This is a genomic window from Zavarzinia marina, assembly GCF_021568905.1.
GTDB lineage: Bacteria > Pseudomonadota > Alphaproteobacteria > Zavarziniales > Zavarziniaceae > Zavarzinia > Zavarzinia marina.
Map to the genome: position 1 here is coordinate 31,258 of NZ_JAKGSB010000004.1, position 14,975 is coordinate 46,232.

General features: G+C 68.3%; 16 protein-coding genes. 8 read left to right on the forward strand and 8 right to left on the reverse strand.

Going from position 1 to position 14,975, the window contains the following annotated elements:
• Positions 1-4 precede the first annotated feature (4 nt).
• From fdhF to L2U69_RS11320, 3 genes are all read left to right on the forward strand, one after another.
• Positions 5-2,851, forward strand: coding sequence for a formate dehydrogenase subunit alpha (gene fdhF, locus L2U69_RS11310; RefSeq protein ID WP_236106932.1), 2,847 nt, complete (start codon positions 5-7; stop codon positions 2,849-2,851).
• Positions 2,852-2,985: 134 nt separating this feature from the next.
• Positions 2,986-3,201, forward strand: coding sequence for a formate dehydrogenase subunit delta (locus tag L2U69_RS11315; RefSeq protein WP_236106933.1), 216 nt, complete (start codon positions 2,986-2,988; stop codon positions 3,199-3,201).
• A 153-nt stretch (positions 3,202-3,354) separates the two neighbouring features.
• A complete protein-coding gene (locus L2U69_RS11320) occupies positions 3,355-5,124 on the forward strand; it encodes an OFA family MFS transporter (RefSeq protein WP_236106934.1) in 1,770 nt (589 codons plus the stop codon).
• A gap of 16 nt (positions 5,125-5,140) precedes the next feature.
• On the opposite strand, the gene L2U69_RS11325 is transcribed toward L2U69_RS11320, so the two are convergent.
• Positions 5,141-5,584, reverse strand: a complete 444-nt coding sequence (locus L2U69_RS11325; RefSeq protein WP_329605395.1) for a PaaI family thioesterase — start codon at positions 5,582-5,584, stop codon at positions 5,141-5,143.
• Between the two features lie 142 nt (positions 5,585-5,726).
• On the opposite strand from L2U69_RS11325, the gene L2U69_RS11330 reads away from it, so the two are divergent.
• Both L2U69_RS11330 and L2U69_RS11335 read left to right on the forward strand, forming a co-directional pair.
• Positions 5,727-6,227, forward strand: coding sequence for a cupin domain-containing protein (locus L2U69_RS11330; protein WP_236106936.1), 501 nt, complete (start codon positions 5,727-5,729; stop codon positions 6,225-6,227).
• A complete protein-coding gene (locus L2U69_RS11335) occupies positions 6,224-6,826 on the forward strand; it encodes a 2-hydroxychromene-2-carboxylate isomerase (protein ID WP_236106938.1) in 603 nt (200 codons plus the stop codon). The genes L2U69_RS11330 and L2U69_RS11335 overlap by 4 nt, the downstream gene beginning before the upstream one ends.
• On the opposite strand, the gene L2U69_RS11340 is transcribed toward L2U69_RS11335, so the two are convergent.
• From L2U69_RS11340 to L2U69_RS11355, 4 genes are all read right to left on the reverse strand, one after another.
• Positions 6,807-7,694, reverse strand: coding sequence for a LysR substrate-binding domain-containing protein (locus tag L2U69_RS11340; RefSeq protein WP_236106940.1), 888 nt, complete (start codon positions 7,692-7,694; stop codon positions 6,807-6,809). The genes L2U69_RS11335 and L2U69_RS11340 overlap by 20 nt on opposite strands.
• A gap of 120 nt (positions 7,695-7,814) precedes the next feature.
• Entirely contained in the window at positions 7,815-8,534 is a 720-nt protein-coding gene (locus L2U69_RS11345) for a Bax inhibitor-1/YccA family protein (RefSeq protein ID WP_408065812.1), read from the reverse strand.
• Between the two features lie 47 nt (positions 8,535-8,581).
• The gene (locus L2U69_RS11350) at positions 8,582-9,370 is read right to left on the reverse strand and encodes an anti-sigma factor family protein (protein WP_236106942.1); all 789 of its coding nucleotides are present in this window, start codon (positions 9,368-9,370) and stop codon (positions 8,582-8,584) included.
• Positions 9,357-9,890, reverse strand: a complete 534-nt coding sequence (locus L2U69_RS11355) for a sigma-70 family RNA polymerase sigma factor (RefSeq protein WP_268967367.1) — start codon at positions 9,888-9,890, stop codon at positions 9,357-9,359. The genes L2U69_RS11350 and L2U69_RS11355 overlap by 14 nt, the downstream gene beginning before the upstream one ends.
• Positions 9,891-10,240: 350 nt before the next feature.
• On the opposite strand from L2U69_RS11355, the gene L2U69_RS11360 reads away from it, so the two are divergent.
• Together L2U69_RS11360 and L2U69_RS11365 are read left to right on the forward strand one after the other, a co-directional pair.
• Positions 10,241-10,480 carry a hypothetical protein gene (locus L2U69_RS11360; protein ID WP_236106947.1) on the forward strand — a complete coding sequence of 80 codons (240 nt, stop codon included), beginning with the start codon at positions 10,241-10,243 and terminating at the stop codon, positions 10,478-10,480.
• Between the two features lie 174 nt (positions 10,481-10,654).
• A complete protein-coding gene (locus L2U69_RS11365) occupies positions 10,655-11,182 on the forward strand; it encodes an MOSC domain-containing protein (protein ID WP_236106950.1) in 528 nt (175 codons plus the stop codon).
• 30 nt (positions 11,183-11,212) lie between these two features.
• Here L2U69_RS11365 and L2U69_RS11370 read toward each other — a convergent pair whose 3' ends face one another.
• A complete protein-coding gene (locus L2U69_RS11370) occupies positions 11,213-11,674 on the reverse strand; it encodes a group II truncated hemoglobin (RefSeq protein WP_236106952.1) in 462 nt (153 codons plus the stop codon).
• Positions 11,675-11,908: 234 nt separating this feature from the next.
• Here L2U69_RS11370 and L2U69_RS19265 point away from each other — a divergent pair, with 234 nt between their 5' ends.
• The gene (locus L2U69_RS19265) at positions 11,909-12,448 is read left to right on the forward strand and encodes an HU family DNA-binding protein (RefSeq protein ID WP_408065813.1); all 540 of its coding nucleotides are present in this window, start codon (positions 11,909-11,911) and stop codon (positions 12,446-12,448) included.
• Positions 12,449-12,464: 16 nt separating this feature from the next.
• On the opposite strand, the gene L2U69_RS11380 is transcribed toward L2U69_RS19265, so the two are convergent.
• Together L2U69_RS11380 and L2U69_RS11385 are read right to left on the reverse strand one after the other, a co-directional pair.
• Positions 12,465-13,757 carry a 2-hydroxychromene-2-carboxylate isomerase gene (locus L2U69_RS11380; protein WP_236106954.1) on the reverse strand — a complete coding sequence of 431 codons (1,293 nt, stop codon included), beginning with the start codon at positions 13,755-13,757 and terminating at the stop codon, positions 12,465-12,467.
• A gap of 8 nt (positions 13,758-13,765) precedes the next feature.
• Complete coding sequence (locus L2U69_RS11385) at positions 13,766-14,869, reverse strand: MBL fold metallo-hydrolase (protein ID WP_236106956.1); 1,104 nt, start codon at positions 14,867-14,869, stop codon at positions 13,766-13,768.
• Positions 14,870-14,975 lie beyond the last annotated feature (106 nt).

Sequence of the window (14,975 nt, forward strand, 5' to 3'; positions counted from 1 at the left end):
CCTGATGTCCCTCGTCGAAGAAAACGACTACGGCACCCCGGCGGTGAAATCCGCCACCACCGTCACCCTGACCATCGACGGCGAGGCCGTCACCGTGCCCGCCGGCACCTCGATCATGCGCGCGGCGGCCGAGATGGGCACGAAGGTGCCGAAGCTCTGCGCCACCGACAGCGTGAAGGCCTTCGGCTCGTGCCGCATGTGCCTCGTGGAGGTCGAGGGCCGGCCGGGCACGCCCGCCTCCTGCACCACCCCGGTCGCGGACGGCATGCAGGTACGGACCCAGACCGAACGCCTGAAGCGCCTGCGCCGGGGCATGATGGAACTCTATATCTCCGACCATCCGCTCGACTGCCTGACCTGCGGCGCCAATGGCGACTGCGAGCTTCAGGACATGGCGGGCGCCGTGGGCCTCCGCGAAGTCCGCTATGGTTACGAGGGCGAGAACCACACCCATATGGAGAAGGACCGGTCGAACCCCTATTTCGACTATGATCCTTCGAAATGCATCGTCTGTTCGCGCTGTGTCCGCGCCTGCGAGGAGACCCAGGGCACCTTCGCCCTGACGATCGAGGGGCGCGGTTTCGACAGCCGGGTCTCCCCCGGCGCCCATGAAGACTTTCTCTCGTCGGAATGCGTGTCCTGCGGCGCCTGTGTCCAGGCCTGCCCGACCGCGACCCTGATCGAGAAGTCGATCGTCGAGATCGGCCAGCCCGAACATTCGGTCGTCACCACCTGCGCCTATTGCGGCGTCGGCTGTTCCTTCAAGGCGGAAATGCGCGGCGACGAACTGGTGCGCATGGTCCCCTTCAAGGACGGCAAGGCAAACCGGGGTCATTCCTGCGTGAAGGGCCGTTTCGCCTGGGGTTACGCCACCCACAAGGACCGGATCCTGAAACCCATGGTGCGGGCCAGGATCACCGACCCTTGGCAGGAGGTGAGCTGGGAGGAAGCCTTCGCCCATGTCGCCAAGGAATTCCGCCGCATCCAGGGCCAATACGGCAAGGAGGCGGTGGGCGGCATCACCTCGTCGCGCTGCACCAATGAAGAGACCTATCTGGTTCAGAAGATGATCCGCGCCGGTTTCGGCAACAACAATGTCGACACCTGCGCCCGGGTCTGCCATTCGCCCACCGGCTATGGCCTGAAGACCGCCTTCGGCACCTCGGCCGGAACCCAGGACTTCGACTCGGTCGAGGAGACCGACGTCGTCATCGTCATCGGCGCCAATCCGACCGACGGCCATCCCGTCTTCGCCTCGCGCCTCAAGAAACGCCTGCGCCAGGGCGCGCGGCTGATCGTCATCGACCCCCGGCGCATCGATCTGGTGAAGAGCGCCCATGTGGAGGCCGATTATCACCTTCCCTTACGCCCCGGCACCAATGTCGCCGTGGTCACCGCCCTTGCCCATGTCGTGGTGACCGAAGGCCTGGTGGACGAGCAATTCGTCCGCGACTTCTGCGACTGGTCGGAATTCGAGGATTGGGCCGCTTTCGTCTCGGATCCGCGCCACGCGCCCGAGGCGGTGGAGAAGCTGACCGGCGTGCCCGCCGCCTCGATCCGGGGCGCGGCGCGCCTGTTCGCGACCGGCGGCAATGGCGCGATCTACTACGGTCTCGGCGTCACCGAGCACAGCCAGGGCACGACGACGGTGATGGCGATCGCCAATCTGGCGCTGGCCACCGGCAACCTGGGACGGCCCGGCGTCGGCGTGAATCCCCTGCGCGGGCAGAACAATGTCCAGGGGTCCTGCGACATGGGCTCCTTCCCCCATGAATTCCCCGGCTATCGCCATGTCTCGGACGATGCGACGCGGGAGATTTTCGAGAAGCTGTGGGGCGTGCCGCTGTCGAACGAGCCCGGCCTGCGCATCCCCAATATGTTCGACGCCGCGCTGGACGGTTCCTTCAAGGGCCTCTACGTGCAGGGCGAGGACATCGTGCAGTCGGACCCCGACACGAAACATGTCACCGCCGGCCTCTCGGCCATGGAATGCGTGGTGGTCCACGACCTGTTCCTGAACGAGACGGCGAATTACGCCCATGTCTTCCTGCCCGGCTCCACCTTCCTCGAGAAGGACGGCACCTTCACCAATGCCGAACGCCGCATCAACCGGGTGCGCAAGGTGATGGCGCCGAAGAACGGCTATGCGGATTGGGAAGTGACCCAGAAGCTGGCCCAGGCGATGGGCATGGCCATGACCTACGGCCATCCCAGCGAGATCATGGACGAGATCGCGGCAACGACGCCGAGCTTCGCCGGCGTTTCCTATGAAAAACTGGAGGAGGCCGGCTCGGTCCAATGGCCGTGCAACGAGAAGGCGCCGGACGGTACGCCGGTGATGCATATCGGCGGCTTCGCGCGCGGCAAGGGCAAATTCGTCATCACCGAATATGTCCCGACCGACGAGAAGACCGGCCCGCGCTTCCCGCTACTGCTGACCACCGGCCGGATTCTGAGCCAATACAACGTCGGCGCCCAGACGCGGCGGACGGCGAATACCGCCTGGCACCCCGAGGATCTCCTGGAGATGCACCCCCATGACGCCGAGAACCGGGGCCTGAAGGAGGGCGATTGGGCGCGCCTGCAAAGCCGGGCGGGCGAGACCACGCTGCGGGTCAAGGTGACCGACCGGGTGGCGCCGGGTGTCGTCTACACCACCTTCCATCACCCGCTGACCCAGGCCAACGTCATCACCACCGATTATTCGGACTGGGCGACCAATTGCCCCGAATACAAGGTGACGGCGGTCCAGGTCGCCCCCTCCAACGGGCCGAGCGACTGGCAGGAACACTATCGCGAGCACACGGAACTGAGCCGGCGCATCGCCGTCCCCGAACAGGCGGCGGAGTAAGCGATGAACGCCCTTCGTACCAATCCCGTCGTCCCGGCGCAGGCCGGGACCTTTCGACGGAAGGGCACCGTGCCCTACGCCCGAGAGATACCGGCCTTCGCCGGGATGACGCTCATGGTGGCGGGAGTTATCTGATGCAGCCCGACAAGCTGGTGCGCATGGCCAATCAGATCGCCGACTTCTTCAAGGCGCAGGGCCAGACCTCGGCCCCGGCGGAGATCGCCGATCATCTGGTGAAGTTCTGGGATCCGCGGATGCGCCGCGACATCCTTGCCTATGTCGATCAGGGCGGCGCGGGTCTCGATCCGCTCGCCCGTCAAGCCATGGAGTTGCTACCGCGTAAGAGCTGACGAAAACCAATCGAAGGAAAAGCGCGCCTGTCGCGCGGCCCCGGGCGGAAACGATCCCGGCCGCGAGGGGAGAGCCGTGCCTGATCGGCACCGCGACATCCCCGACGATCAATCCCCTTAAGGCACAACAGAGAATGACCACGGGAGGGTACAATGGGCATCACAGCGTCGCTTCACAAGAGGCACATCGTCGCACATGACGATTTCAACCGGTGGAAGGTTCCGCCGGCCTCGATCGCCATCCATCTCTGCATCGGTTCGGTCTATGCGTGGAGTATCTTCAATCCGCCGCTGACCCGCCAGTTGGGCGTCGTCGCCGGCGCGCCGGAGGATTGGTCGCTCGGCTCCGTCGTCTGGATCTTCTCCGTCGCCATCGTCTTCCTCGGCCTTTCCGCCGCCTTCGCCGGCAAATGGCTGGAGGAAGTCGGCCCGCGCATGGTGGGTGTAACCGCGGCCGCCCTCTGGGGCGGCGGCTTCCTGGTCTCCGCCGTCGGCATCTCGACCCATCAGCTGTGGCTGATCTATCTGGGTTACGGCGTGCTCGGCGGCTGCGGCCTCGGGCTCGGCTATGTCTCGCCGGTCTCGACCCTGATCCGATGGTTCCCGGACCGGCGCGGCATGGCGACCGGCATGGCCATCATGGGCTTCGGCGGCGGCGCCATGATCGGCGCGCCATTGAAGGAATGGCTGCTCAAGATGTTCTACGTCGCGCCCCAATATCTCGGCACGACGGATGCGGTGAGCATGGTCACCGAGGGCGGCCGCCGGCTGGCGGAAGTCGGCGGCGCCATGCATGAGGTCGTCGTCATCGGTGCCGCCGAGGCGGCGCGCATGGCGGTGCCGGGGCCCGAGGGCGTCTATGTCGTCGGCACCGGATCGACCGGCGCCCTCGAGACCTTCATCGCGCTGGGCATCGGCTATTTCGTCGTCATGATGATTGCCGCCTTCTCCTATCGCGTGCCGCGCGAAGGCTGGCTGCCCAAGGGCTGGACCCCGCCGGCGGAGGATGCCGCGTCGAAGAAGATGATCACGCGGAAGCACGTCCACATCGACCAGGCCCTGAAGACGCCGCAGTTCTATCTGCTGTGGATCGTGCTGTGCACCAATGTGACCGCCGGCATCGGCGTGATCGGTGTCGCCAAGACCATGATGACGGAAATCTTCGGCACCACACTGCCGCTGATCGTGAACGGTGCCTTCGCCGCGACCTACGTGCTGATGATCAGCGTCTTCAACATGTGCGGACGCTTCATCTGGGCGAGCGCGTCGGATTACATCGGGCGCAAGAACACCTATTACTGCTTCTTCGTCCTCGGGATCGCGCTCTATCTCTCGATCCCCTATTCCGCCCAGGCGGTCAGCGCCGATCCGGTGGTGACCTGGCTGATCATGTTCTATGCCGCGACCATGATCATCTTCACCATGTATGGCGGCGGCTTCGCCACCATCCCCGCCTATCTGGCCGACGTCTTCGGCACGAAATACGTGGGCGGCATCCACGGCCGCCTGCTGACGGCGTGGAGCACGGCGGGCGTCCTCGGCCCGCTGGCGATCACCAGCCTGCGCGAAAGCTCGCTGGCGTCGGCGCTGCGCGACCTTTCGGCCAAGGTCGATCCGGCCCGCTTCCAGGCGGCCTTCGGTGCCGGCGTCGACAAGCTGGACGAACTGGTGGCGGCGAAGACGGTGACGGTGGCCAAGCTGATGGCGATCGCGCCCGAGGGCACGGTGGATCCGACGCCGAACCTCTACAACACCACCATGTACGCCATGGCAGGGCTGCTGGTGATCGGCCTGATCGCCAATGCGCTGGTCAGCCCGGTGAAGGCCCATCACCACATGAAGGACGAGGAACCGGCACCGAGCCCGAGCCCCGTCCGGCCCGCCGGCGCCACGCCCGCGGGCCATCCGGCGGCGGGGGAATGATCCCCGCGCCCGGCTTCTAGGTCCCGAGCCCGGGCGGGCGTTCCGCCCGGGCATCGATCCGCATCAGGGTCTGCTGGCCGAGGGCGACGAGATTGCGCTCGCCCCCGGTCACGCCGAAGACCTCGAGCTGGCAGATGGTGAGGGTGCGGCCGCTGCGCACCACGCGGCCCTCCGCTTCCAGCCATTCGCCTTTGGCGGGTGCCACCAGATTGACCTTGAATTCGACCGTCAGCACCGAGGACCCCTCGGGAAACAGGCTGAGCCCGGCATAGCCCCCGGCGGAATCGGCGATGGCCGTGGTCGCGCCGGCGTGAAAGAAGCCGTGCTGCTGGGTCAGGTGGTCGCCGTAAGGCAGGCGGATGCGGACGAAGCCCGGCTCCACCACGTCGAGTACGGCCCCCAGGTGATGCATCAGGCCCTGGCGATCGAAACTGTCGTGGACCATGCGCGTATCTTCCAAGGCATCCTCCTTCCTGCTTTCGGTCATTCTGCCCTTGCCCGGCGGGCGGCGCGATTGAGATCGGCTCAAGCCCCATGACGGAAACTCAATTGCCGTTCATGGCGCGGCGCGCTTCCATGGCCCCGAACAATGGAGGCGCGCCATGGACAGGAATCCCGTCGTCCACCTCGACGATCTGACGCTCGAAACCCTGCACGACGGGCCGGTCTTCGCCGCCCGCGCGGCGCCGGTGCTGGCGCCCCTGGGCGCAAGGCACCTGGGCGGGCGGCTGGTGGAGATTCCGGCCGGGCGGCGCGCCTGGCCGCTGCACAATCACCATGCCAACGACGAAGTCTTCGTCATCCTGGCCGGCAGCGGCGTGCTGCGCCTCGGCGCGGCGGAGCACCCGATCAGGGCCGGCGATGTCGTCGTCTGCCCGGCCGGCGGGATGGAGGGCGCGCATCAGCTGCGCGCCGGGGCCGAGGGACCGCTGCGCTTCCTGGCGCTGTCGTCGATGCGCGAGCCGGACGTCCTGGAATATCCGGACTCGGGCAAATTCATGGTCGTCGCCGGCAGCGCTCCGGGCGGCGATCTGGCGGCGCGCAGCTTCAACCATGTCGGGCGGCTGGCCGACGGGACGTTCTATTGGGATGGCGAAGCATGAGCGCGGCGATCGAATTCTGGTTCGACTTCTCGTCGGCCTATGCCTATTTCGCGGCGCGCGAGATCGACGCGCTCGCCGCCCGGACCAACCGCGCCGTGCGGTGGCGGCCCTTCATGCTGGGCACCGCCTTCAAGGTGACGGGGGCGCGCGGCCTGTCGTCCACCCCCCTGAAGAAGGATTACGCAAACCGCGACTGGGCCCGCCTCGCCCGCCTCGGCGCCATTCCCTTCCGCCTGCCCGACGGCCATCCGCGGATCGCCCTGGCCGCCACCCGCGCCTTCTATTGGATCGAGGACAAGGCGCCGGCAAGCGCGCCCGCCTTCGCCCGCGCCGTCTTCAACGCCTATTACACCGTCGGCCTCGACACCGCCGATGCGGGGGCCGTCGCCAACCTCGGCGCCCATCTGGGGCTCGACGCGGCGGCATTGGCCGAGGGCTGCGCCGATCCGGCCGTGAAGGCCCGGGCCACGGCGGCGGGCGAGGAAGCGGTGGCGCGCGGCGTCTTCGGCTCCCCCTGGTTCTTCGTCGACGGCGAGCCGTTCTGGGGCCACGACCGCATGGCCATGATGGAGGAATGGATCAACCGGGGCGGCTGGTAGCGGCTTCGGCCAGCAGCCAGCGCCGGACGTTGGCGAGGCGCCGGTCGCCCTTCAGCCGGTCGGGATAGACCAGCCAATAGCCGCCGCCGGCCGCGATCGGGCGATGGCAGAGACTGCGCAGGCGCCCGGCGGCGACATCCGCCGCCGCCATCTCGACCCCGGCGAAGGCGATGCCGGCGCCGTCCGCCGCCGCCCTGAGCGCGAGCCCGGTGGATTCGACCGTGGTCACCGATGCCGGCCGCAGCGGCCCGCCCGGCAGGGTGGCGTTCCAGGCGGCGAAGAGGTCGCGGCGGTGCTGCGACAGGAACAGATTGGCCCCCTCGACCGCGACCGGCGCCGGCCCGGCGAAGAGATCCGCCGTCTCCTCGAACAGGAGATCGGCGCGCAGCCCCGGCCAGGCCCCGGCGCCATGGCGAATGGCGGCGTCCGCTTCGCCCCCGCCCAGATCGACCGTGGCCTGGGTGGTGGAGATCAGCAGTTCGAAGCCCTGGCGCTCGAAGGGATAGCGGATCAGGCGCGGCGACAGCCAATGGACGGCGAAGGTCGGCAGCATGGAGAGGCGGAGCGGCCCCTTGCCCCGCCCGGCGCCGAGGGCACCGACCGCCTGCGCGATGCGGCCGAAACCGTCCGCCAGTTCGGGCGCGAGACGGGCGCCGGCGTCGGTCAGTTCCAGGCGATTGCCGGCCCGGCGCAGGAGATCCATGCCCAGCGCCTCCTCCAGCCCGCGCAACTGGTGGCTGACGGCTGAGGGCGTGACCGCCAGTTCCGCCGCCGCGTCCCGGATGGAGAGATGACGCGCGACCGCCTCGAAGGCGCGAAGCGCGTTGAGAGGAACGGGAATGCGGCTGGCGGGAAGAGGGCTCGACAAGGGAACCTCGAACGAAGACGGGGCGGCAGCTTAAGCCACAAGAAAACGGGACGGCAGCTTAAAGCCGCCGTCCCGTCCTGTGCGAGCCCTTGTGACTTAACGTCTTGTCGTGTTCGCGCCTTACTCGCGCTCGCCCGTCAGGGAGAGCAGGAGCTGGAACATGTTGATGAAGTTCAGATAGAGCGACAGGGCGCCGAACACCGCCAGCTTCTGGCGGGTCTCGCCGTCATGGTATTCGGCGTATTGTTCCTTGATCGCCTGGGTGTCATAGGCGGTCAGGCCGACGAAGATCAGCACGCCGACGACCGAAATGATGAACTGCATCATGGTCGAGGCGAGGAACATGTTCACCACCATCGCGATGATCAGGCCGATCAGGCCCATGACCAGGAACGAGCCGAATTTCGACAGGTCCCGCTTGGTGGTATAGCCGTAGAGGCTGGTGGCGCCGAACATGCCGGCGGCGATGAAGAAGGTGCGCGCGATCGAGGTCCCGGTGAAGACCAGGAAGATCGAGGCCATGGACAGGCCCATCACGCCGCAGAAGAGCCAGAACACGGTCTGCGCCGTCGACGCCGACATGGACTGGAGCTTGAACGAGAAGAACATCACGAAGGCGAGCGGCGCCAGCATCACCACCCACTTCAGGGGCGTGGTGAAGATCGGGATGTAGATCGCCGGCGTCGAAGCCACCACGGCGGCGACGAGGCCCGTGAGCACGAGGCCGAGGCCCATGTAGTTGTAGACCCGCAGCATGTGCTGCCGCAGGCCCAGGTCGAACTGAGCGGTCCGGGTCTGGGCCCCGGTCTGCTGCCAGCCATAGAGATTCGGGTTGTTCACGGCATACTCCTCCTGAAGATGACGTCGGTACTTGGTGACAGGCGTCGTTAGAACAGGCTTTCCGACAGGCCGCGGGCGGCCTGGTTCAGGGCTTCACCGTCGGCCCCGCCGACGAGGGCATAGGCGACCTCGCCGAGTTGCCAATAGGCCGCCGGCGTTTCCGCCGCCGTCGCCGGCGCGGCGCTGACCGGCGTCACGGCGAAATCGCCGGGGCGCACGGCAAAGAGCGACAGCGTGCCGAATTCGGCGGCATCGAGGGTCATCTCGACGCTCGGACCATAGGTCGAGGGGAAGATCTGCAGGTCGTGGACCCGCCAGTCGTCCGGCAGGCGCGGCAGGGTGATCGCCGTCGCCGCGCGAATGTCCTCGGGCCGCCAGGTCCCGTCCGGCGCGGCATGGGCGCCGGCCCGCAGCACCGCCGTCTGATGGGCGCGCATGGCATCGCCGACGAAGGCGGGCGCCGGCACCGAGGCGACACTGTCCGAAATCGCCAGCGGCCCGAGCGCGCCATGCAGGCCCCAGCCGAGGGCACCGACCATGAAGACGGCGGCGATGCGGCGCAGACGCCCGCCCCGAGCCCGCCGGCTCAGCTTGTGCGAAAGAATGTCGGCCGCGTCGACCATGTCGAGAGGGACCATGTCGACGGAGAGATGGGCGTCCGGCCCCCGGAATGCAAGGCGCAGCGCGTCACGCTGGGCGATATCGGCCATGACCGCCGCCGCCGTCCGGGGATCTTTCGCCAGATGGGCCGCGACTTCCACGCGCCGCTGGGGCGGCAATTGACCGTCGACATAGGCGGCGAGATCGAAATCGGTGATCGGATCAGTCGGTGCCATCGCTTCCCCCTCTCACCAGGCGGAGCCGGCGGGCGCCGTCCCCCGCATCCTCCATCGCGCGGAGCGCCGCCCGGGCGCGGCCGAGGCGCGACATCAAGGTGCCGAGCGGCACATCCAACACCGCCGCCGCCTCGGCATAGGCGAGGCCCTCGACGGTGACCAGATGAAGCGCCGCGCGCTGTTCGTCCGGCAGGGCCATGAAGGCTTCCGCCACCTGGCCGAGACGCACCGCATGTTCCTGCGACGGCGCGACCGTGCCGTCGGTCGCCAGGGCGTCGCGGCGGCGGCTTTCGGCCCGGTCCGCGCGCAGGGCGTCGACGAAGCAATTGTGGACGATCGCCAGCAGCCACGGCCGCAGCGGCGCGCCCTTGCGCACGCCGTCGGCGGCCTGGATGGCGCGCAGCAGCGCCTCCTGCACCAGATCGTCGGCAAGCGCCGCATCCCGCGTCAGGGCACGGGCATAGCGGCGCATGGGGCCGATTTCGTCGGCGACGTTCAAGCCTGTTCTCTCGCGCGTCATATCCTGTATACGGCGCGGTCCCCGGTTTTAATCCGGGCCCGCGAAAAAATTTCCGGCTTGCCCCGCAAGGGACCGAAAGCGCAAAATTTCGACCGTGCCGCTGCGACCGATTGTCCACCAGGGACGGGAATTGATCCATCGCAGCGCAGCCGGCAGCCGACCGACACCAAATATAAACCATGGCTGCAACGGTACCGGCCCCGCCACGGTTTCAACCCGCCACGGTTTCACCCTGTCACGGTTTCACCAGGATCGGCGGTCAACGTTTCGAGAGTATGTGCCGTTTCCCGCCATGTGTCCGTCGCGCCGGCGCCGTTGCCGTGCATTCGTCACCAGGAAAGGAGATTGCCATGCCCGCCACTCTTCGCGATGCCGAAAAGGCCATCAAGACCGCCATCATGGACGTCCAGGCCCTCGGTGAACTGCCCTATCGCCCAGTGATCATCGACGCCGCGGTGAAGAGCCTGACCATGTACGAAGGCGACGAACATCACGCCCGCGACCTCGTTGCCCGCGCCCTCGCGGACCTGCGTCAGCGGGGCGTCCTGCATTCCCACGACGGGGCCTGGAACATCTGGACCCTGAACTGACGGGTCCCGCGCGACATGCCCAGCCCGGATCCCCGGGCTGGATGATCCACACCCGTGATCCAGCGACGAAAGGCGCGTTGATCCCTTGCCCGCGCGGCCTCATGCTTCGGCCGCGATCAGGGAGGGGACGGCGTGGCAGGCAGACCTGAAGTCGATGGATCCGGTGCGGCGTTCGTGGCCGCCGTTGCGGTCAGCGTGCGTCATGGCTTCAGCAAGCAGCGACAGGCCGCCATCCGCCTGATGGCCGGCTTCGGCGTGGTCGGCGATGCCCATGCCGGCGTCAACGTGCAGCACCGTTCCCGCGTGGCGCGGGACCGGGGCCAGCCCAACCTGCGCCAGGTCCATCTCATCCACGGCGAACTGCACGACGAGTTGCGCGCCAAGGGCTTCGCCGTCGGCCCGGCCGACATGGGCGAGAACATCACCACGCGCGGCATCGCCCTGCTCGATCTCTCCGAAGGCACGCGGCTGCGCTTTCCCTCGGGCGCCGAGATCGTGATCACGGGCCTGCGCAACCCCTGCGCCCAGCTCGACGCCTTCCTGCCCGGCCTGACCCAGGCGGTGCTGGGGCGCGACGCCGACGGCGGCCTGATCCGCAAGGCCGGCGTAATGGCGGTGGTCACGGCCGACGGCACGGTCGCGCCGGGCGACCGGCTGGCGATTCTGGCGCCGGCGGCCCATGTGCCGCTGCGCCCGGTTTGACGTTCCCGATCTGGCGCTCGCGAAATCCGATCAGCGGCCCGAATGCGCCCCGTGGCAGGCGCCATGGCCATGGCCGTCCCCGCCGTGGCCGCAGCCGGCGTCGGCCTGCCGGCCGTCGGTGTTCTGCATGTGATGGGCGAGTTCGACCACCTTGCGCATGACGAAATCGCGCGCCGGCGCCTTGGCCGCGACCTCGGCCCAGGCGGTGGCGAAACAAAGAAGCCAACCCTCGCGTTCCTCGGGCCCGATCGGCGCGTGAAGATGGCGCCGGCGCAGCATGGGATGGCCGTATTTGCTGGTATAGAGCGGCGGCCCGCCCAGCCAGCCGGTCATGTATTCGAAGAATTTCTCTTCCGCGCGGCTCATGTCCGGCGGGTGAATGGCGCGGCAGGCGGCGGCCTGGGGCAGGATGTCCATGGCTTCGTACATGCGCCGCGCCAGAAGGCGCACGCCGGCCTCGCCGCCGATCTGTTCATAGGGCGTCTGCTGCATCGCGGGTCTCCCGGACGGCGGTTCATCCTGCCGACTGCTTAGCAGATCGCGGCGCCCGGCGAAGCGCACTTTTCGTCACAGGGTGGCACCGCCGGTTCCGAAATCCCCGCGGCACGGGTTTTCCTGTCACCCGACACACAATAGGGCGCTTTGGAACATGACAAACGCATGTAATATGCAGTCCCGGTGAATGAAATGATTCACCGAGTCGCGTCTCTGGGAGGAGATGGTCAATTGGCGACATTCAAAGACATCATCAACGACTACGCCGCCCACACCGGGCTCGAGCCCAAGGTGGCGGACAAGGCGCTGCGCGGCGTGATCGAATACGTCGCGACCCGGACCTCGAAGGGCGAGAAGATCCGCCTGCCGGGCCTCGGCACCTTCGAGGTGAAGAAGCGCCCCGCGCGCAAGGGCCGCAACCCGCAGACCGGCGAAGCGATCAAGATCAAGGCCAGTTCGCGCCTGACCTTCCGCCCGGCCGCCACGCTGGCCGTCGCGGCACCGGCGCCCAAGAAGGCGAAGACGGCACCGGCCGCCAAGCCCGCGCCCGCCGCGAAGAAACCCGCGCCGAAGGCGCCGGCCAAGCCGAAGGCCGCGGCTGCGCCGAAGCCGAAAGCCGCGGCTGCGCCCAAGCCGAAGGTGGCCGCCGCGCCCAAGCCGAAGGCGGCCCCTGCCCCCAAGCCGAAGGCCGCCGCCGCGAAGGCCGCGCCCCCCAAGGCCAAGGCGGCCGAGCCCAAGGCGAAGAAGCCCGCCGCCAAGAAGAAGAAGTGACGTCCGGCGGCTGGTTTCAGCCGCCGCGCGCCATCGCCGCCATCGCGTCCTCGATCAGCCACAGGCGATCCTGACCCCAGGTGGCGACATCGTCGTACCTGAGGGACGGCACCCCCCAGAGCCCCGCGCCCACCATGGCGCGGCGGTTGTCCTCGGCTGTGATGCGCCACGTCTCGTCGGCGATCGCGGCCTTCGTCATCGCGGGATCGAGCCCGGCGCGCGCGATCAGCCGTGTCAGGCCGTCGTCGGTGCCGGCATCCACCCCTTCCGCGAAGACACCCGACAGGAAGGAGAGGGCGAAGCGCCGCGCCTTGCCCTCGTCGAGACCGATCGCCCCGGCGAGGACCGCGAGGCCGCGTTCGACCGGCCGGCCCAGCGGATCGGCGATACGCCCGAACGGCATGCCTTCCGAAACCGCCTCGCGCTTGGTGTCGCGCACGATGTAGAGCCGTTTCGCCGCCGGTACAGGCAGACCCCGCGTCACCATGGGCAGCACGAAGCGAAGCCGCAGCCGCGCGCCGTAGTGATCGGCGAGCGCGAAGGCCCGGGGCAGCACGATGTAGCTGTAGGGCGAGCGGAAGGAAAAGAAGAGCTCGAGATCGGGCCCGCGCCCGGCGAGACGGCCCGCGCAATCCGCCGGCAGGGTCGGGCGATGGCGCGGAAAATGCGGTGACGGCGCGCCGCCGACGGCCCCCAGGTCGTCGAGCCGGCTTTCGAGATAATGCAGCCGGTCGAGCCCCCAATACCATTCCCCGGCATAGAAGAAGGTGGCGCCCAGATAATGACCCAGGCGCTCGCGCAGCGCATCGCCCGCCGCCAGCGCCGCCGCGACGCCGTCGGCCCGGTCCTCGGCGATTTCGCCCCGCCACGCACCGGCGGTGATCGCCGCCGCCCGCTCGATGAAGTCGCCGCGCGCCAGGGCCGCCGCCAAACGCCCGAGCGCCGCCTGTACCGCCCTCGGTTCCAGGGCCTCGGCGAAAGAGGGCACCTCGAGGCCGAGACGGGCCGCCAGCGCCGCCGCGTCGCGCCTGGAATAATCGTCCAGCAGGCGGCGTTCCGGGGCCGCCCAGTCGGGGGGCGGCGACACCAGATGGGTCTCGATCGCAACCCCCGCGCGGTCGGCCAGGTCCGGCAGGACCAAGGCCGTCAGCAGGGAATAGGGATCGGTGACGTCGTGGAAGTAGTGGACGACATGGGGGTGTCCCGACAGGCGCCGGCGCCATTCGCGCAGTTTGCGGCGGCGGCGCGCGCCCGTCTCGCTGGTGATCAGGCTGGACACGGCCGTGCCGATCCGGGCTTTCAGGGTCATCGCCGCACCTAGAGCAAGTGCCGGGACAGGATCTCGTCGCTGCCTGCCGGCAGGGAGAGGAGAAGCCCGTCGCGGGCGATGTCGACCGGTCCGTCGAAGATATCCGCCACGCCGTCGAGGAAGACGCCGTGAAGCAGCGCATTCGGCAGCGGCGGCGTGACATGGACGAAAACCAGCCGGCGCACCCCGGCGCGGGCGGCGATCGCCGCCGCGTCGGTCGGGGCCGTGTGGTAACCCGGAATGTCTTCCATGACATGGACCAGATTGCCGCGCCCCGCCGCTCCCGCTGCCTCGCCCAGCATGGCGACGAGGCGGGGCGACAGGGCTTCGTGAACCAGCAGGTCCGCGCCCTCGGCGAAGGCTTCGAGATTGGCGCTGGGCGCCGTATCGCCGCTGAGCACCAGGCTGCGCCCGCCATAGTCGAAGCGATAGCCGACCGCCGGCGCCGCCGGCGCGTGGTCGACGGCGAAGGCGGTGACCTTCACGCCGTCCGCTTCATAGACCGTCGTGCCCTCGCCCGGTCCGGGCATGACGAAGGCATGGGCGATGCCGCCGGCGCCGCCGGGCGGCACCACGTCCGGGCCGTGATGGGCGGTCCGATATTGGGCATCGAGGGCATAGGCGGCATCGAAGCCCTCGACCACGCGTTCCACCCCCGGCGGGCCATAGACCGGCACCGGCACCTTGGCCGGGCCGCCGGTCCAGCGCAGCATCATGGCCTCGCCCAGCCCGTCGATATGATCGGAATGGAAATGGGTCAGCAAGATCGCGGTCAGACCGCCGGGGCGGATGCCCATGCGCACCATATTGCGCGCGCCCATGGAACCGGCATCGACCATGAAGACGGAACGCCCGGCGATGACCAATTGGCACGGACCGGAACGCAGCGGATCGGGCATCGGCCCGCCCGCGCCGCAGACGGCGAGGTGCAGCCCGTCGGGCAATTCGGCGGCCCGGTCGGCCGCCATGTTCTGCGCCGCCATGCGCCCGGCGAGCGCCAGCACGACGCGATCGCCCGCGACGAGCCAGACCGCCGCCGCCAGGACCGCCAAACCGACCACCAGCGACATGACGACCCTGAACGTCCTGCCGACGTAAACCCCGCGCGCCATCGCTTCCTCCATGTCCTTATTAATCGAAGACATTAAATGACGTGTCCGGCGCTGGCAAGCGCTACAATGGCCGACGGCATCCTAAACGCTTGCGCATCATAATGGT